This is a genomic window from Pedobacter sp. L105 (assembly GCF_009765875.1).
GTDB lineage: Bacteria > Bacteroidota > Bacteroidia > Sphingobacteriales > Sphingobacteriaceae > Pedobacter.
In genome coordinates, this window is the sequence record NZ_LMUP01000007.1 from 151825 (window position 1) to 171733 (window position 19909).

Sequence of the window (19909 nt, forward strand, 5' to 3'; positions counted from 1 at the left end):
AATGCTTTTCTAAATAAAGAACCTATATTTGAAACATACCACTTAGTATGTAATGAGAAAATCCGAACAGACACGCCTGAGCATTATGCAGACTTCAGCCCAGCTGATTTATGTAAAAGGTTATCAGTCTACCAGCATAGATGATATTTTATCTTCCATGCAGGTAACCAAAGGTGCCTTCTTCTATCATTTCAAAAACAAGGAAGAAATGGCATTGGCTTTTATTAAAGAACTGATGTACCCAGGCATGAGAATGATGATGGTTGAGCCATTGCTTAATTCCAAAGATCCAATTAAAACAATCAGCAAACAGCTCAAAGATATCCTGAACAATAAGGTACATTTTGATATGCGGTACGGCTGCCCAATGATTAACCTGATTGAAGAAATGTCTCCCCTGAGCGAAGCTTTTAGCAATTCCCTTAAAATGATGACACTGACCTGGGTAAATGCAATCAGCGATTGTTTAAAGCGCGGACAGGCCAATGGACAGCTGAGGCCTGATGTAAATACGTTGGAAGTGGCCAACTATATGGTAACCGGGTATGCCGGTGCCAGAAATATGGGAAAAATATTCGGGATTAAATCATACCAGAGTTTTCTGAAACAGTTTAGCTTTTACATGGAAAGCCTCAGATAAAAGGAAATAAACACGCCATTGAGTATTTTATCAAAACCTTATGTTTTCCACTTTTCACAAAACCTTTACCCAATATAAAAGCTAATACTGGATTTCTTCAATTTTCACAGGCCCTAATAAGCCGGACGATTCCAAACTGCTGGTAGCGTTAGGGCCATAAAGTACCGTTGTTTTGCGCTGATCTGCAGGTAGCCTGCTATCGCCAATTAAGCGGTTTGCCCAGGTATTTACTACCTTTACTTCCAGCTTATTTCCACCGGCTTTCAGCGCTTTGGTAATATCAACTTTGTATGGATACGTCCATGCCCCACCCATTTCAATGCCGTTAACAATTACTTTTGCAATTGACCGTGCCACCCCTAAATCAATGTAATAATTTGCACCTTTTACAAGCTTGCCCACCTTAAAATTGGTATGATAATACGCCGTGCCGGAATAATATTTAATACTGTCGTTAGGGTTTGTAGACCAATCTGTTAATGTATTAAACACAACTGGCTTGGCAGGCCCGCGCATGTTGCTGTCAAAATTAACTATCCAGGGTTGCGTGAGTTCAATAGTATTTTTAGGCTGGGGATAATTAATCTTGGTGGTATCTCCATTATTTCCAGCCTCTTTAAATACTACAAATGCGCTTTCAAAAGGTGTGAGCTGCATGGGTATGGAGGTAGTTGATCCTGTTTGTGAATACGCCGGCAGGTTACGCATACTGCCATCGATAGCATTCCACAACTCGGGACGCTTGCCGGTTACGCGGAAAGCCGTTGATATATTAACCGGGCTGTTTTTTTGATTGGATACGAAATAGACAGAACCATCCTGCAGTTGCCTGTGTATAAAAAGGACGGAATCACTTTTCGTTATTTTAAGATCAGGCTGCACTTTGATCAGGTCTAATGCCTGTTGCATGTCCATACCACTTAATACTAAGCCATTGCCGTAACGATTAACCTTGGTTGCCACACCGTCAATATTTCCCCAAAGATCTGCTGCCAAACTCCGTACCTGTTTATCTGCCGAGGGATAATTTGCGAGGCTAGGCGACCGGTTAGGCTTTGGACCGAGTATCACAGCTCCCTGCTGCACCAGTTCTTTTATTTTTTCTAACAGTTCCGGCCGTATAGTTTCCAGTTTGGGTAACACGAGGATGCTGTAGCTGATACCATTAGGCAATACCAGCTTACCGTTACTAACAGTAAGTTTTTGTTTGATGACATCACCATTGATATAATCAAATGAGTAGCCCTGTGGCAGGGCCGGATCAGTTACACCTGTCATTTTTGGCGCGTCTTCACCTATAAAGTAAGCTACATCGGCTACATACTGGCCCTGCTGCAACATCATATTGCACCTTTTTATATATTTCAAAAATACATCCATATCATAAAACCAGGTATTTAAGCGGTTAAATTCCACGCCAAAACCCGCATCCAGCCCTGGCCTGGTATTATCGTCGGGCTGCTGAATGTATAAATGCAATAAAGTGTTATTAATTCCTTCGGTAAAGAAACGGTCGCCACGTTTTTTGAACATGGCCGGATAACGGTAAAATGCGCTGCCACCCGCGGTAAATGATTCGGCAGATACTTTGATCTTTCCATAAATATGTGCTGAAGATGAAGCCGCACGGTTTTCTATATCACCCAGGTCTCCTTCGCTCCAAAATTCTCCTGCTACTTCATCCGACTGGCCGCCATATTGAAGAAATTCACCCGGAAAACCCCAGTGCCCGTAATTTTCAAGCCAGGTGGTAAGGCCGTTCTGGTGGCTGATCTCTCTCAGGCCAGCTACATATTTAAAAGAAACGTCATCAGCAATCAAACGCCTCAGGTCCCAAAGAAAACGATCTGACATATCTTCGCTGCGCACCACTTTTCCCTGCAATACGGGAATATAGGGTGTAGGATCGTAACTATATTTTTGTTTAAATTCCGCTATCAGATCATCTGTCCAATTCTGGCCGCCGGTTTCGTAGCTATCCTCTACAGTAACCTTCCATGTTTTACGGTCTTCGGCAGGGATGCGTTTGATAATTTCACCTAAAAACGCGTTAAAATGCGCTGTAATGTGAGCCTTGCTCATTTTATCTACTTCAAGGCCCCGCCCTTCAGGTGGCGATGGGGCATTAACAACGTTTGTAGGCGTCATCCCACTCCTTTCAATGATCCAGTTTCCGGATGGAACATTCCATTTCAAGGTGCCATCAGCAGCCAGATATTTTGATAAATCTACAACACTTGCCGGGTCGATGATATATTTTGACGTCTCATCAGGTTGTGGAATCCATTGATAGGTTTCCCAAAACGGATGTGGAGTAGGCCACATTTTAGCCAATGTCTTCTCCAGATAACTTTCCACTGCAGGCGTAGCTGATAGTTTTAACTCGGTAATACCTGCATGTGAAGATATACCTGTAAAAACTATCCTGAAACTAGTTGAAATGGTAGCAGGAATAGATATTGTTGCAGGGCCATAAGGTGTAAAACCAACATACAAAGCTGAATTGCTTCGGTCAATTGAAAAATGCCTCACGTTAACATACTGATCATTTATTTTAGCCTGTACATCGCCTTGAAAAAGTTGTTGCCGCTGTGTTGTATTGATAATTACGCTGCGTACGGTATAGGGTGACGAGGTCTGTATAGTTAAAGAAAGTGGCTGATCATGGTTGAGATGAATGGCCGTAGCAGGATTATGATCCATTACATTACTAAGCGAATCGATAAGGGGAACTGAAGATAAGGACGGCTTTAATGAGCTGATATCGTGATCATAATCTTTATTTACGGGATAAGCCAGCACCTTTACATCCTGAAAATTCGCCTTCGGTTTAGGGAGCTGTTTGTTAAATAACACTGGCCCTTTTACCATAACTTCTGATGAAGTAAGGTAGCGCATTGCCTGCTCTGGTTTGACCCAGGGGCCGCCCGACTGACTCCAGCCAGGGCTATTAAAAATACCAATTTGTATGTTTAAACGCGTGGCTGTTTTTAATGCAGTATGTAAAATATCCCACCATTCTTCTGTAAACATTTTAACTTTTCCATAAGGAACCTCTCCATCCAGGCCAATATTGCCTATAAAAGCCCGGTTGATCCCTACTTTTTTCATCGCTTCCAGGTCTTTGATTACACCTTCTTTTGAGATATTACCAGAAATCCAATACCAATAAACGCTGGTTTGAATGGAATCGGGCACGGTAATAAACCCGGTTGCTAACCGGGTTAACGATACAGACGGAGAAACAGATTTTTTTTGGCCCTGGCATTTGGCAATATTAGCGTCAGTTAAAAATATAAGCGTAAAAATTGCGCTTAGACTGATTAGTAAAGTTGATCTCATTTAAATTGTATTATTGGTTGACAAATAATGATCATGTTTGCTTTAACAAAATTAATAGTTAGCGATTCACCTGATTTGAAATGTTAATCCTATTACGGAGATATAACACTGCTTAGGTATTAAAGTCTTCACGCTTTTTTATTCTAGTGATGAGCATAAAAAGTACTTCTTGTGGGATTTAAAGAAATTCACGCTATCAGCACACTTTGATATATTCAATTTTTAGCACTGCCGCCAGCTTCTGTAGTTTCGAACTGATATGACCCTTTCCCACCGCACAATGATGCGCCGGCCCATGCAGGTTCCAGTTTTCTATAAAAGCTTTGGCACCGATTGAAAACTTATAGCGGCTATTGGTATTACCAATTTCCAATATATCGCCGCCCACAGATTGCCCTTCAGCTATTAAAAACTTCATGCGGCCATTACCGTCTTCAATGACGGAAAGCAATGTAACGTCTCCATGTTTTACCGACATTTCTACCGACAGCCCATTCCCTACTTTGCCATGGTAAACCTGTAGAGGCTTTACTTTGATCTTTCCTTCTGCAATGCCGGGGTGGCATGGCCCATCGTGCCCCATCAGCACTACATCGTCCGTAAAATCCATTGCATAATATTCTGTAAAGGACCCTCCCGCCCCAAACGTGTCTATGATTTTCATGGCAATGGCATTCTTCACCTCATATTCACCGGCCACAGGGATATTCCGGCCTGTTAGAAGTGAATTACCCAATATTATCGATGACATGGTATCCTCATTTTCTGCATTACCGCTGCCTTTATGGTAATAAGCAAATGCGCCCAGTTGATATTGCGAAATTATTTTGTCCAGTGCCACTGCGGTTTTGGCCGCCCGTTTAATCTCTAGTTCAGAACAATCGCTTTGAACATCAAACGCCTCGTATATTTCTGTCACCTTACGGTTCAGCTCATCCTCAGTAACCGAACGTTTTGAAGCAGACAGCGCATCAACCTCAATGATTTCCATATGACCGCCAAAGGTGGCGTTAACAGCTGTCAGATCAGTATAGATATCCATCATCCCACCGTAGTAATTGCCCATTAACCCTAACCTGTTGTAATGAAGAACCCTGGATACATGTGCCGCTTCTATCCATTCTGTAATCTCTTTCCAAACACTATCATCATTGTACAATACCCCGGTAACCTGGTGAAACGGGATATGGCAACGTTTAAATACATTTGCAATTTCGGGCACAGGACATGCCGAGCAGTAGGCAAGCCATTCGCCGGTCATTTTAGTCCTGTCATTCAAACTATTAAACCATTTATAGTTTATAGCGGGTTCTGGCGATAGATTGAGCACAATAACAGGTACGCCGGCTTTTTTTATAACGGGTAAAACTGTGGCAGAAAGCGCATAGGTTGACACATAAAGAAAAACCAGGTCTACATCTTCTTTCTTTAAAATATCACCTGCAGCGAAAGCTTTATCTATGGAATCGATCAATCCAAGGTTAACCAGGTGGGCACCTTTGTTTTTTATTCCTTCGGCCACAACATCAAGGTAACCGCTTAACCGCTTTTCCAAACCTTCAAACTGATCCCAGTAAGCATCCAGCCCAATTCCAAACAAGCCAACTCTTGTTATATTATTTTTGCTCATTAAAATCTTTCATAAAGGTGTGACAATATATTCCTGGTGAAATAGCAGCAAAAAAAAATTGTAAAATACAGATTTCCCCAGGCAGAATAAAGTTCATAAATGGTTATTAACTGATTGATAAGTATCAAATGTGCGTAAGGAACGGTTAAAAAAAAATAGACTTTGTGCTGTTAAAGATGGACTATCTTACTTTATCTACTACCCATTCGCCTACCTGATGTCCCTGGATCAAACCATGGTTTATGGCATCCATAAAATGTATACCTCCCCAAAACCTGGATATGCCCGCCTCGTTGGCTGCCTGTTGAAAAGAACTAAAATGCCGTGTCGGAATACCAAAGTCTTGCTCAACATTATCGGTATAACTAAAGTTACCCCCAAAAAAATAAGTGAGGATTGTTGACGATGTTGCAGATACAACGGAGTGCCCGCTAATATACTCCGGAAATGGAGGAGTTTGCAGCAGTGGTTTCCAGTTAGGATCGATGTATTGCCGTATGGCCGTTTCCGGACGGATCCTGTTAGTGCGGTATTTATCATCCCAACAACAAATAAAAGCGTCCAACAAACCGATAGCTTCTACGGTATTTACCCGAATGGTTTGCGAAAAGCCGGCCTTTGTTTTTGCGCAGGCGATGTTGGCAATTCCCATCCAATGCGCTCCCGGCGAGATCTTTTTAAGCCCAACCAGCATATGCCCGTTATTTTGAACAGCAAATGGATTGCAGTCCCAAAAATTTGCGATATCTCTTTCTTCCTGTGTTAAACCATTACCACTCTTGTGATAACTTAATAAAATGTACTTATAAAAAGCAGAGCCCTTGCTGGTAGAAAAAGGGACAGGGGCATCCGGCACAAATTGCCCGGCAGAATCAATTGATAAAGGCCTCACGGTATTAAAATAAGGCTCAACGGGCACCATATAAGACGGTGCGGTAGGTGCCCAGCTTCCCGGAACACCGGTGGGGCTATAACGGCGATAATTACTAATTCGGTTATAATGGTCAGACTTGGCATAAGCCAATATCTTTTTGCTGATCAACTGTGCATAATGTTGGGAGCTGTCGATTGTTTCTCTATCAACACCTAATTTTTGACAGGAATCAATAAACCGCTGCTCGTTTATTGCCATCAGGGTGCTACCAGAAGGCTGGAGCTTTTCGGCAGTTTTATACATTGCCAGCACCGCACTGAGCTGAAAATCATAGTTGCCAAGCTTTTCAGGTATACTGATAGACGGATATTCATTTAACACACCATGCATGCTTTTAACATGTTTATCATTTTCTGATACGATTTCATAGCCAGACAAACAAGTGTAAGCGAAAAATCTTGCAGCCAGGGGCGGATTGGTTACATCGTGTATCATCACATCGCTCATCTGGTGAATTACTTTAGCAATATCCCTATTGCTGAGCGATATTTTTTTTTGATGGTGGTGACAGCCACTGATGACCAGACAAATTACCCAGGTAGCCGATATAAAATTAATTTTTTTCATGAGATCAGTTTAATTTATAAGCCGCCATACTGCTGCTGTTTATACCGAAAAGAAGGGTGTTGTTTATGTTCACTACGCTCCTTACATCGCCCTTGAGCTTAAAACCGGATTGCAACTGTGGTACATAGGTAAAATCGCCTTTTCCGTTACCTTTTAATAACACGCCGTAATTAGCATCGTATTTACCAAAATGGATCCGTGCCTGATTCATATTTCCGCACAATAGAAGATCTGCATTGCCGTCATGATCATAGTCTAACGCGGTGATAGAAAACACAGGAGAATATTGCGCCTGCAAAGGCAGTGGTACCTCCCTTAGTTTTTTCCCTTTATTGCTTACAAAAAGTACTGTTGACAATGTATTAGCCGACAAATGCCCGGCCCCTTGCATTTCCTCCGGTGTAAATATCTGATTGATTGTAGCCTCCGCATAACTTTTATAATCCGGAAAACGGGTTCGCATCATACTGATCTGGTCCAGCAATTCATCACGGGTTACACAGGGATAGCTCTTATGCTGAATGTAAAAACATAGTATCGGATCTACTGAGCCATTTCCATCAAAATCCTTAAAATAGATCTCTGCCGGCTCCTTATCAGTTGCTTTGCATTGAGAGTTTAAACCAAGATTACCCACCACCAGATCTGGCCGCCCATCGTGATTGAAGTCACCCACCTGCAGACAATTCCACCATCCTGAATATTTTTTGTCGAAATATTTTGCGCTGGCATCGATCAATTTCCCGTTTAGATTCTCAAAAACCGTCACCGGCATCCACTCCCCTACTACAATCAGATCTGGCTTTCCGTCGCCATTCATATCTTGCCAGGCGGCATCTGTTACCATACCGATATGTTTTAATGATGGGTTTATCTTGTTGGTCTGGTCTGTGAAATGCCCTTTGCCGTCATTGATCAAAATAAAGCTTTCCGGTATTTCAGGATAACGCCCGGGAATTAACCTGCCCCCGATAAACAGATCTAATTTACCATCTCCGTTAATATCCGCTGCTTTTACACAGCCTTTGCTACTCAGCATTTTAGGTAAGGCATTCGCTGATTTTATAAAATTGCCCTTTCCATCATTGATATACAACCTGTCCATCAGTAAAGGATCATCAGCTGCATAATCTCCATAACCACCTGAGCAGACGTACAGATCGGGTTTACCATCCCCATTGGCATCAAAAAAAATTGCAGCTGCATCAGTACTCTTTTTATCATTATCAAATGCAGGCTCCTCTTTTAAGCTAAATGCACCATTCTTTTGCTGAATATAAAGGCTGCCAGCTTTACCGTTACCGCCACCAATGTACAGGTCTTCCAACCCGTCGCCATTAACATCTCCCTTTGCCACACACGGACCGGAAAAAGAAAGGGGATTGACTAACAAAGGCTGCCGCTTAAAATCATTGATGGTATTTTTTGCCTCGCGATAATTTACCGGGGAGTTGATTTCTTTAAATAATGGCTTTGAAATTGCCGGCTTTAGCTCGCTACCCGAAGCATTTTTCTCTTCGAGCGTTAGCAGCTGATCGCCCTTAATAGCTAACAAAACCTGCCTTTTGCCACGAGGCCATATGATTTTTAACGAATCAACCTTCTTATCCTTGCCTAAGCCAAAATGCAGGACAGGAGATACACTGGATTGATAACCACGTGTTGGCATTTGTTCCAGATATTGTTTTTTAGCGCCAACATATATTTCTATTTTGGCCCCGATACCCTGCGTATTTTTGCCGGCCCCTTTTAAAGAAATAGCCAGGTAATGATTTTTATTCTGGCTTTCTGCCTGGTTATGATAAATGAAAGCAGGTTTATTAATATTGTTTACCACCAGGTCCAGGCTGCCGTCATTATCAAGGTCGACATAAGCCGCCCCATTACTATTAGAGGGTTGATTAGCCCCCCATATGGCGCTAACATTAGTAAAAACAAGGTTACCATTGTTCCGAAAAAAATAGTTTTGCACATCTGATGAAGGCATCTGGCGAACGAGCTGAAGCAGGTCTTTCCGCATCACACGCCTGTCCCGCAGGTTATCGCCCATAAATTTCAGGAAATCCATGTTGGTTACATCGCGTGTATAACCGTTAGATACAAAAAGATCTTTCCAGCCATCATTGTCGTAATCTGCAAAAAGTGGTGCCCAGCTCCAGTCTGTATTGGAGATACCGGCTACCTGCCCGATTTCACTGAAAGTATTATTCCCGTTATTGAGTTGAAGCATATTGCGCATATACTGGTAGTAAAAGCCCTCCCGCAAATTGAGGTTGAAGCCTTCATAATTATCTGCCCCGAATAATAATTTTTGTCGTTTATTATCTTCAGGGAGCATATCAAGTGTGTAAATATCGGGCTTGGAGTCATTATTAATATCGGTTACATCATTCCCCATAGAATAAAATGAGGTATGCCCCAGCTGTTGCTGCAATTCATCACTGAACGTACCATTACCCTTGTTGATATATAAACGATCGGGCACGTTGTAATCGTTAGAAATATAGATATCTGGCCAGCCATCGCCATTAACATCACTTATACCTGCCGCTAAACCATAAGATAACGTTGTATTGACGATACCGGCTTGTTTGGTGGTTTCATGGAATACATTATTATCATTTTTGAACAGCCTTATTCCCGCCTCACTATCATTAGTTTGCATTAAATTACGTACCGTAATATCATCGGCCAGGTTAATGCGCTGAGGATTATGGTTTACCAATAGCATATCCAGATCGCCATCCCTGTCATAATCAAAAAAATAAGCCTGCAGGCTGTATGATGAGAAGTTGAGCCCGTACTGTGCAGCAGATTCTTTAAAAACCGGCGCGCCACTTTTATCGTTACCCTGGTTTATAAACAGCTGGTTTACCCTTTTTTCTGATTTGAGATGTCCGGAATAACAAACGAAAATATCCAGTTTGCCATCGCCATTGATATCTACAGCCGTTACGCCGGTTTTCCATGGACCGGGCCGGCCGGCAACTCCTGCTGATGCGGTAACATCGGCAAATTGCATATGCCCTTTGTTGAGATACAGTTTATTATCCGTCATGTTAGCGGTAAAATAAATATCCTGCAAACCATCCCCGTTAAAATCGCCTATGGCAACCCCGCCGCCGTTATAAAAATATTCGTACATCAAAGAATTTGTATTTAACCCTTCCGTTAATGTATTGGTAAAATCTATATGGGTCATCTGCTGGCTTAGCAGTTTGAATAAAGCTGGTGATTTTTTAACGGAATGGTCATTTTTGCATCCGGTTCCCATAAAAATACAGACCAAAACTACAGCGATAATAAATTTGTAAGATGGTAACAGTTTCATCATCAGCGGGGTTTAAATGATAACCAGAACCTTTCTTTAATAGGTTCTGGTTATCAGGATAAATATTAATAGCCAGGATTTTGAACCAGCTTTTTATTTTGATCTATAGCGCTCTGCGGAATTGGGAATACGTAGTTTTTACTTGCGTTAAACCTTCTGTCACCGCCGGGCGTGGTTACGGGCGTATAGCTTAAGCCACCCTGGGCATTGGCTTTTATGGCAATTCCGTGTAATGGTTTGTTAATATTGACCTCGGCAAGGCGCCATCTGATTAAATCCCAATAACGCTTGTCTTCGAACACCAATTCAATTCGTCGTTCGCGCCTTATCGCAGTTCTCATTTGATCTTTGGCTAATCCAAAGGTTAAGTTTGGCAAGGCAGACCTAGTGCGGATTTTGTTTATGGCATCGTAAACTGTCCCGTCGGGCCCTGAAGCTTCATTTTGTGCTTCAGCATAATTTAACAACACCTCTGCATACCTGAAATAATAATAATTCTGCCCCCCACTTTTGTTATTCCAGTTGTCTGGCCCGAGGTTATTGGAGTTGATATTCTTGCAGGTATAGTAGCCGGTTTGCGTAGCATCACTATGGTCGGAAAGATCAATTTCATTCGCACTGTTTACGCCCTGGCGGGTAAAAATGGTGTCATTGTACCAGAATGTATTGTCATAAACTATTGTTTGATAAAAACGCTGTTCACGGTGTAAATAAGGGTTATTAGGATCAAAACCCGAGGTAGGATCTGTGATCTCTTTGCCGTTATCCATTTCGTAATCATCAACCAGCTCCTGTGTAGGGCCAATACCTCCCCAGCTGGTTTCTACACCGCCTTTAGTAAAAGTAGGGCCATTAACACCAGAATACCAGTTGCCTTTTACATAAGGAATATATTGCCTGTAAAAAATAGCTTCTACATTGGCTGTATTGTCTAGAAACAGCTGACCATAATTTGAATATAAATTGTAAACCTTTCCGTTACCTAAACTATCTATTACCATTTTGTTGGTAGCTGCCGAAGCCGCGTAGTCATTAGAGAAAAGCTCTACCCAGCCGCGTAAAGTTAAGGCAGCTCCTTGTGTGGCCCTGCCAGCATCAGCCGCAGTTTTAGGCAAATCATGAGAGGCTGCGGTTAGCTCTGATTGTATAAACTTATAGGTATCGGCAGCGCTACTTCTGGCTACGAAAACATCATTTCCCTGGGTATTGATATTAAGCGGTGTGGTGATGATGGGAACGCCACCATAGGCCATATACAACAGATGATAAAAATAGGCCCTTAAAAACCGGGCTTCAGCAGTTCGCAGTTTTTTATAATCTGCGGTTAAGGTTGGTGACGACGCTACGTTAGTGATAAATAAATTACATTTACGTATATAGGTATAATTAGACGACCAATCCAGATTTATTGAGGGCCAGCCGATGTTTGAAGGTGTATATTCTGCCTGTGCAAATAACGTTCTTGAAATATCCTGCGAAACACCATTTATAGAATTATCTGATATATTATCAAGAGGATCTGCAGAATTATTTTCGTCAGGAAGGCTGCCGTAAATATCATTCAGAAACAGATCGGTGGCCGCATTTGTGGCAAAAGCTTCACCTCCGGCTATTCGGTCATTCGGCGTAACATCAAGTGATTTATCCAGCGCCTTCTTACAGGAGAAGTTTAAAAGACTTACAATCAGCAGTAAAGCACAACTGAAGTTAAAATATGCATTATTTTTCATTTTTGTAATCTTTAAGAATTTTAAAATGTTACGTTTAACCCTAGGGTAACTATCTTGGTCTGCGGATAATACTGGCCGGTGCTTGTACTTGAGGCTACTTCAGGGTCAAAGTTTTTGATTGGGCTCCAGGTAAATAAGTTTTGCCCTGAAACATAGAACCTTACAGATTGCAAACTGATAGACTTAAGCACACTAGGCGGCAAGGTATAGCCAAAGTTTATCGTTTTTAACCTGATATACCTGCCATCCCTAACCCACCAGGAAGATGTTTGAGTATTATTTGTTGTCGGGGCCGTGGCTATGCGCGGATTAGGTGCGTTTGTATTAGTGGGGGTCCAGTAATTTAACTCATCAATTGTGGCAGAACCATTTTGTTGAAATGGATACACCTGGTCATACCAATCGGCCTTTGCCGCTCCCTGAAATAAAAACGACAGGTCAAAATGTTTATAATTTACGCTTGGCGTAAGCCCATAAATAATTTGCGGATTAGAGGAAGTTCCTATCGGCACAATGTCGTTATCATCTATTTTACCATCGCCGTTAACATCCTTATAGCGTAAATCGCCGGGAGCTACAGTTCCCCAGGGTTGAGTTGCAATGCCGGTTTTCAAATTTCCCTTGCCGTCAAAATCAGATTGTTGAAAATAGCCGAGGGCCTGAAAACCGAACAGCTGTCCAAGCGGCCTTCCTGTTTGCCGGCGATTTGGATTGTTAAAGGTTGTTGAGGTTTCATAAACCTGTAACAACTTGTTATGGGCGTAAGTAATATTTCCGGAAATACTAAGGCTGAGGTCTTTATTAAATCTATGAGATGTACCCAATGTTAATTCAAGGCCCTGGTTTTGCATCGCTCCCCCATTTACCTGAGATAAGCCAATACCGTATTCTCCAGGAACGGTTGTAGCCGGGTTTACCAGCATGTCATTCCTTTTTTCAAAAAAGTATTCGGTTATAAAAGTTAAGCCGCCATTCCACAAGCTTCCTTCCAAAGCGATATCGGTTTTCTTAGCACGCTCCCAGGTAATATTTGTATTTGCTTGTGCGTTTTCATATAAACCCTGTGTACTTTGTCCGCCTATGATTGCAGAATTACCATAGAGTGTATAAGAGGTAAGGTATTGAAATGGCGTACCCGCCAAATTACCAGATTCACCCCATGATCCTCTTAACTTCAGATTATCTACCCATTTCAAATTATTTTTGATGAAGGGTTCCTGAGATAATTGCCATGATGCCGAGAAAGCGGGAAAAAATCCAAGTCTGCTGCCAGGTGCGAAATAGTAGTGCCCATCATAGCGGCCTGCTGCTTCAAAAGAGTATTTGTTGTCATAGGTATAAGAAGCACGGTAAATGGCTGATTTCTGCTTTGCTTCTGATGAAGAACCGCTATTGCTGATGTCGGCGTTATTTGAACTGCCATTGTTTAACTCTGGTATGGGAATATTATAATTAATCCTGGTGGCGCCGAAACTATCAATTTTTGAATTCCTGCTTTCTAATACCAGTGTGCCTGTGATTTCACTTTTTCCAAAAGTATTATGATAGTTGATATAACCCTGATAAGTGAAGGCTTGAGTCTGTAAAAAATTTTCAGCATAACTCGGCTTTACCGGCCCGTCATTACCGCTTAGGGTAATCGCCTTAGTAGTAGGATCGTAAGTATAAATTGGAATTGGGGTTAGCCAGGTCCTTTGAAAAGACGGACTTCCGGCAGCATTATCTGGATTATAGTCATAACTTACCACCGCTTTAACACTTAAACCTTTAACAAAGGGTAGCTGCTGTTCAATACTCAACTGATTAAGCAAAGTAAAATCTTCGTTAATAATATAACCACTGTCATATATATTTCCGTAAACAGACCGGCCAATATAACTTCCAGGTGAGCCATCTGTGAAGGTTACGGCCTGGTTTGGCGGTGTACGGAAAGCCTGGTAAAATATATTGGCAGATGAAACACCTGGGTAATGCCCATTTTCTACCCTTCCATTCATGGAAACGTAGATTTTGGTTGTTTTAGTCACATCCGCATCCAGGTTCATATCAAGATTATACCGTCTGAAATTTTCAGTTCCCCATAAACCATCCTGCGAAAGATATCCCAGAGAGGCAAAATATCGGGTACTTTCATTTCCGCCTGATAATTGCAGGTTATTACTTGACATGGGTGTATTACGATTGTATAGTTCTTTTAACACATCATTATCAGGATGGCCATTCGGATCAGTATGGTTCTGGTATAGCGCAAGGTCTGTTGCTGAGTAGGCATGTGGCGCACCCATATTATCGTCGGCAGCATTATACAGCGTTGCATATTGAAAAGCATTGACAAACTTTGTGGTAACTGTGGGATTTTGTAAACCGTAATAGCTATTGTAGGTAAGTGTAGGTTTACCTGCTTTCCCTTTTTTTGTAGTGACCAAGATAACGCCGTTTGCTCCTGCCAATCCGTACGGGGCAACGGCAGCAGCATCTTTTAAAATGGTAACAGATTCAATGCTATTAGGATCAAGCTGGTTATAGGCTCTTGGAACACCATCCACAATGGTCAGGGGCGCTGAACTGCCCGTTGTACCAACTCCCCGGATCATAATATTCGCGTTATCAAAACCAGGGTCACCATCAGGCTGAGTGAATAATACCCCGGCCACGTGCCCGCCCAGGGCATTACTGATGTTCGGCACAGGCTGAGATGATATATCTGAACCTTTTATCGTGGATACGGCTGACGTTAGCGAGCTTTTCTTTTGCGTGCCGTAAGCAACAACTACAACTTCATCCAGGTTGTTGGAACTCGAAACCATTTTCACGTCTATTTTGAGGCGGCCTTTGGGATCAATTTCCTGCGGGGCATATCCGGTCATGTGAAATTCAAGTATAACTTGACCGCTGGGCACATTAATGGAGAAGTTACCCTGATTATCTGCTGATACACCGATCTTCGTTCCTTTTACGGATACAGTAGCACCTGGCAATATTCCTTTTTCATCCGTAACTGTACCAGTAATGGGTTTTGATTGTGCCTGCACCGAGCAAATGCCCAGAAGCAGTAGAACAACAAATAAGATTCCTTTTTTGACGATTGCTCCCTTCGGGAAAACAAACGGGTAGCGGGAAATCTTTACAGGAGTAAAAATTGAGTTCATATATATTTGGTTTTAAAGTTTACAGGCTATCGCTGCAACAAATATGATACTCATAGCCTTACGAGTAAATAGATATTTATACTATAAAACTGGATTATCTTATTATAGAAGAGGAACGGTAATTCAGAAGGTCAATTTCAAAGGGGCAACAGGAATTAATTCTTACTCTTCCTGGTTATTTAACCCCTGGTAAGCACACCTGATTTTAGAAATTACAATGATTATATAATCTTTTACAGCTATATCATCTTAATGGAAAGAAGATGTGATTTCGATGGGAGCAGTTTTTTGATGTGCGTCTTTTGACGAATATTCATAGGCCTTAATCAGTTTGCCCATTTTATCGAATACTAACATCTGCGTGGAAAAAGATGGAATGTGTCCTTTAAATTCCCGGTCCAGGTCGGCATTAATACTAATTACAGCGGGATCTGATTGAACTGGTCCACGCTTAAAAGCCAAAGTATAATTCAGGTTTTCGGTTTTATTTTTGTTCAGGATCATTACCGAAATACCACTTTCATCTCCGGTAGGGATAACCACCAGATCATCGGTATTTGGGCTATGTAATAAGTATTTACTTTTGATAAAATGAGCAAGCAGCGCCGTATGGTAATAATTAGACCGGGGTTTATAAACACCGTCTTCCAGATCAAACAAACTTAGATCTGTACCTGTACGTTCGGCACCTCCTTCCAGCATGCTCCAGGGGCACATGGCAAATGCGCCTTCACGCATGCCTAAGTCATACATTTCAGCATAGATCTGCCCATTGTGAAAATTATAAGGCAAGTAAGCTTCGTTCAATGTCAGGTCTACCATCCAGTGCGTATTAAACTCTGTAATTGCCCATCCAATTTGCTCTCCGGCAGGACGTTTTGCATTGATGGAGGCCAATCTGGATTTTAAATCTTTAACGTTTTCCTCAATTTTGGTGATGTTCATGAATTTGTATTGATGGAACGTTACCTTATCCAGGTAGTAATACTGTTTTCCGGGAACTTTGCCTGTAACGTCAAGGTTTCCACCCAGTAAGCGGTTTAGGTAAGATAAATTATAAGAAGCCAGGTCAAAACCCATCACTACGGCCGTTGGATCGTAACGTTTGATCTGCATGCTGATTTTAGTAAAATACTCCCGCACCTGTTCTGGAGTGGCAGGCTGGTGTTTATGGTCGGGCTCATTTCCTATGCTCCAGAAACGGATATGTTTTCCCATGGTGCCATTGATATAGGTGACCGCTTTAAATGCAGCATCGTTATCTTTTAGCTGCCGGGGAAGCTGAACAATAGGCTCCGCACCGGAAGCCCTCACGTAATCGATCAGCGCCAAAGCCGACTGACTGATAAAATCAGCCTTTTCATAAGTGTTCCCTCCTATTCTTACCGACTGAAAACGCACCTCCGATATCTGGTCTTTCACTTTTGAAATGGAATGCTGTTCCCAGGCATTCTGCCCGATTAAGTAAGGACTGATTGTTATTTGCGCCGAGCTGATTAACGGCAAAATGAATCCCGCAAGTAACATCATGCCTGTTTTTAACGAAGATCTTATCGCTTTTCCTGATAAATACATACAATTCTTTATTTCCTTTTTACAACCCATTTTATTTGAAAAACCGCAATAAATACCTCCATAACCGGGAAAGACCTTTGACAATTAAAGGATATCATTTGACGGGTACATATTCGCTATTTTTAAATTAAAACAGTGTTAAAATTGTTAGCACTACAGATTACGTCTCATTTTCTATCTCTTTTATAGAGTATTACCAGAAAAAATCTCTTTTATCAGAATAAAGTCAATTTAGAAGCGAGGTTTCAAAGGAATCATGAAACGAGGAGCTTTTTATGTACCTGAATACATCTTTAAATAGGAAAGGGAAGAAATAACACAAACATTTCCCCTTAGATATTTGTAGTGACAAATAATTTAATGAAAAATTTCTAAAAAATTTGCCCTATGAAAAAGATTACACTTATTGCAGCACTTGCTGCCACTGCGCTTAGTTTTAATGCACATGCCCAAATTCAAAAAGGAAATGTATTTGTTGGCGGAAATTTTGCCGACCTGAACCTGGGTCTTGATAACCCAAAAGTATTTAACCTTAATGTAACGCCTAAAGCAGCATGGTTTGTTGAAGATAACCTTGCATTGGGTGGATACGTAAACTTTGGTTTAGAAACTACTAAACATGCCCCAACTACTACCTCTTACGGTGCCGGTGCCTTAGGCAGATATTATACCGGTAAAGATGTTGAAATCTTAAAACACGGCAGGCTTTTCGCAGAAGCTACAGTTGGTTTTGGCGGCGTAAATGTGAGCGAGGGTGGTGGAAAGACAAATGGCCTGAATCTGAGCGTAGGTCCTGGATTTGCTTACTTTATTACACCTAACATCGGATTGGAAACATTGTTGAAATACAATGGCCTGGTAGGTTTTGGCAATGCGACTTCACAAAATAACCTTGGCCTTACTTTCGGACTGCAGATTTATCTGCCAGGACAAAGTACAGCTAATAAAGTAAAGGGAGATTATAACCACTAGCTGTTGCAGATTGAACCGTATCCATGGATACGGTTCAATCTACTTATTAATATCAGTCTTAATTTATTTGATTATCTCCCTAAAATCTTTTTTACCACAAAATTATCAAAGAAATAGCTCCGGTATGAATTGCCGATCGGGATTTCAAACTTCCGGATTAAAACAGTATTGTTATCAAATGAAGTGATCTCATTGACATTGATCACGTAAGACTTGCTGATCCTTACAAAAATATGTTGCGGCAATTGCTCATGGATGGTTTTTACATTCATCGCGGTGATGACCCTCTGGTCTTCAGTTTGCATCACTACATAATCTTTTAAGCCCTCAATAAAAAGAATGTCTTTGAATTGAACTTTTATAAAACGTCGCTCTGACTTCACAAAAAAGTAATCATCTCCTTTATGCTGGATTTCACTGGTCGGGATTTCACTTTCTAACAACTTGTTATATGCGAAGGCTTTGTTCAGGGCTTTTTGAAAACGCTCTTCTTTTACCGGTTTCATCAGGTAATCCAATGCATCCAGTTCAAAACCTTCCAGTGCATATTCGGGATAGGCGGTAGTAAAAATAATCAGCGTATGCTTAGGAACGGTTTTAGCAAACTCTATCCCATTTAGGCCGGGCATCTGAATATCAAGAAAAATAAGGTCGACCTTTTCTTCCTGCATATATTTCCCTGCTGTCAATGCATTACTAAAATCGCCCACAATTTCTAAGTTAGCAACTTCAGCAGCCAACAACAATATGGCTTGCCTGGCTAAAGGTTCGTCATCAATGATTATAGCCTTCATATCTTGATTTTTAAATGCACATCGAAGGTTTTCGCATCATCAGTAATGATTAACTGGTACCGGTTTGGATAAATCAATTCTAACCTTCGTTTTACGTTGGCTAATCCCAGGCCCCCACCGCCATTTTGGGCAACTTTGATACGTGGTATGGAGTTGATGCAGCGAAAATGAAGTTCCCCATCTACAACGAAGAAAAAAACATCAACAAAAGAAGGTTCTTCTGCATCGATATTGTGTTTGATGGCGTTTTCGACAAAGGTAATGAATAATAAAGGCGCTATTTCAACACCCTCCAGCGCGCCATCCTTACAAATGGTGAAATCAAAATTATCACGTCTGATTTTTTCCAGGTTTAAGAAATCTTCCAGAAACTGAATGTCTGAGGTCAGAAACACGTTACTCTGCACACTATCATACAATTGATAGCGCAACAGATCGCTCAATTTTATTAAAACCTGCGACGCTCTTACCGGGTCTATCTGCGTTAAGACATTGGCATTGTTGAGCATATTAAACAAGAAATGAGGATTGATCTGTTTTTTTAAATGCTCCAGCTCTGACTGGATAGTAGCCGTTTCCAGGTCATTGATCCTTTGCGAATCAACGATCCAGCGCTGGAATAGTTTTACCGCAGCCGATGCGCCAAAGAGTATCATAAATATAAAACTGAACGCGAATAGGTTAGGCCCGTCATGCGGCCGGGCGTAAACAGTTTTAATATGAAAAAACATAAATTCTTTAATCTTAGAAACAAGCGTTTGAACCAGCACAAACCAGCCTATGATCCATAAAAAATAACCCAGATAGTTATCTCTGAAAAGCAGTCTTGGAACTAACAGGTACATATTGATATAAAACAACGAAAGCAACATGGAGAACATGGCAATCTTGGCATAAGTGTTTACGGGTTCCGTAAATTCCACATTACCATTATAGAATGCAGCCACCAGCAGCACAATTAAACTTAAATGCCGGAATATACGGTACCTGGGACTGATCAGGAACTTAAGGATGATCTCATTATGAAACGGCTTGGCCGTAGGTGCAGCACTCATAGTATTTCTAAATAACTAATCTAAAGGTACACAATTGAACCAAGCGCCTTTTTGCTATTATACCAAAGCGGATAACTATTATACCAAAATATTTTTTTTAACAAATGGCGGTAAAAAACTAACCTGACCAACTCTCCATACAAATTAATTAAATCCATTTTTATTGATATAACCAAAATCCATTTTTGTA

At 41.3% G+C, this 19909-nt stretch carries 11 protein-coding genes; 2 read left to right on the forward strand and 9 right to left on the reverse strand.

Going from position 1 to position 19909, the window contains the following annotated elements:
- Positions 1 to 52: 52 nt before the first annotated feature.
- Positions 53 to 640 carry a TetR/AcrR family transcriptional regulator gene (locus tag GSQ84_RS14335; protein ID WP_158797960.1) on the forward strand — a complete coding sequence of 196 codons (588 nt, stop codon included), beginning with the start codon at positions 53 to 55 and terminating at the stop codon, positions 638 to 640.
- 81 nt (positions 641 to 721) lie between these two features.
- Here GSQ84_RS14335 and GSQ84_RS14340 read toward each other — a convergent pair whose 3' ends face one another.
- The 7 genes from GSQ84_RS14340 to GSQ84_RS14370 form a co-directional block, all read right to left on the reverse strand.
- Positions 722 to 3982 (reverse strand): glycosyl hydrolase, encoded by a 3261-nt coding sequence (locus tag GSQ84_RS14340; protein WP_158797961.1) that lies wholly within the window; start codon positions 3980 to 3982, stop codon positions 722 to 724.
- Between the two features lie 196 nt (positions 3983 to 4178).
- Positions 4179 to 5612: an arabinose isomerase gene (locus GSQ84_RS14345; protein WP_158797962.1), complete on the reverse strand. Its 1434-nt coding sequence runs from the start codon at positions 5610 to 5612 to the stop codon at positions 4179 to 4181.
- Positions 5613 to 5793: 181 nt separating this feature from the next.
- Entirely contained in the window at positions 5794 to 7113 is a 1320-nt protein-coding gene (locus GSQ84_RS14350) for a vanadium-dependent haloperoxidase (RefSeq protein ID WP_174238664.1), read from the reverse strand.
- 4 nt (positions 7114 to 7117) lie between these two features.
- Positions 7118 to 10447 carry a VCBS repeat-containing protein gene (locus GSQ84_RS14355; protein ID WP_216848934.1) on the reverse strand — a complete coding sequence of 1110 codons (3330 nt, stop codon included), beginning with the start codon at positions 10445 to 10447 and terminating at the stop codon, positions 7118 to 7120.
- A 62-nt stretch (positions 10448 to 10509) separates the two neighbouring features.
- On the reverse strand, positions 10510 to 12174 hold the full coding sequence (locus GSQ84_RS14360; RefSeq protein WP_158797963.1) for a RagB/SusD family nutrient uptake outer membrane protein: 1665 nt from the start codon (positions 12172 to 12174) through the stop codon (positions 10510 to 10512).
- 20 nt (positions 12175 to 12194) lie between these two features.
- Positions 12195 to 15323 carry a TonB-dependent receptor gene (locus tag GSQ84_RS14365; protein WP_158797964.1) on the reverse strand — a complete coding sequence of 1043 codons (3129 nt, stop codon included), beginning with the start codon at positions 15321 to 15323 and terminating at the stop codon, positions 12195 to 12197.
- Positions 15324 to 15572: 249 nt separating this feature from the next.
- Positions 15573 to 16898: a hypothetical protein gene (locus tag GSQ84_RS14370; protein WP_158797965.1), complete on the reverse strand. Its 1326-nt coding sequence runs from the start codon at positions 16896 to 16898 to the stop codon at positions 15573 to 15575.
- A 387-nt stretch (positions 16899 to 17285) separates the two neighbouring features.
- Between GSQ84_RS14370 and GSQ84_RS14375 the strand changes: the two genes are divergently transcribed.
- On the forward strand, positions 17286 to 17870 hold the full coding sequence (locus GSQ84_RS14375; protein ID WP_158797966.1) for a hypothetical protein: 585 nt from the start codon (positions 17286 to 17288) through the stop codon (positions 17868 to 17870).
- Positions 17871 to 17941: 71 nt separating this feature from the next.
- Here GSQ84_RS14375 and GSQ84_RS14380 read toward each other — a convergent pair whose 3' ends face one another.
- Complete coding sequence (locus GSQ84_RS14380) at positions 17942 to 18664, reverse strand: LytTR family DNA-binding domain-containing protein (protein ID WP_158797967.1); 723 nt, start codon at positions 18662 to 18664, stop codon at positions 17942 to 17944.
- The gene (locus GSQ84_RS14385; protein ID WP_158797968.1) at positions 18661 to 19719 is read right to left on the reverse strand and encodes a sensor histidine kinase; all 1059 of its coding nucleotides are present in this window, start codon (positions 19717 to 19719) and stop codon (positions 18661 to 18663) included. Before GSQ84_RS14385 ends, GSQ84_RS14380 begins: the two co-directional genes overlap by 4 nt.
- Between the last annotated feature and the right edge of the window lie 190 nt (positions 19720 to 19909).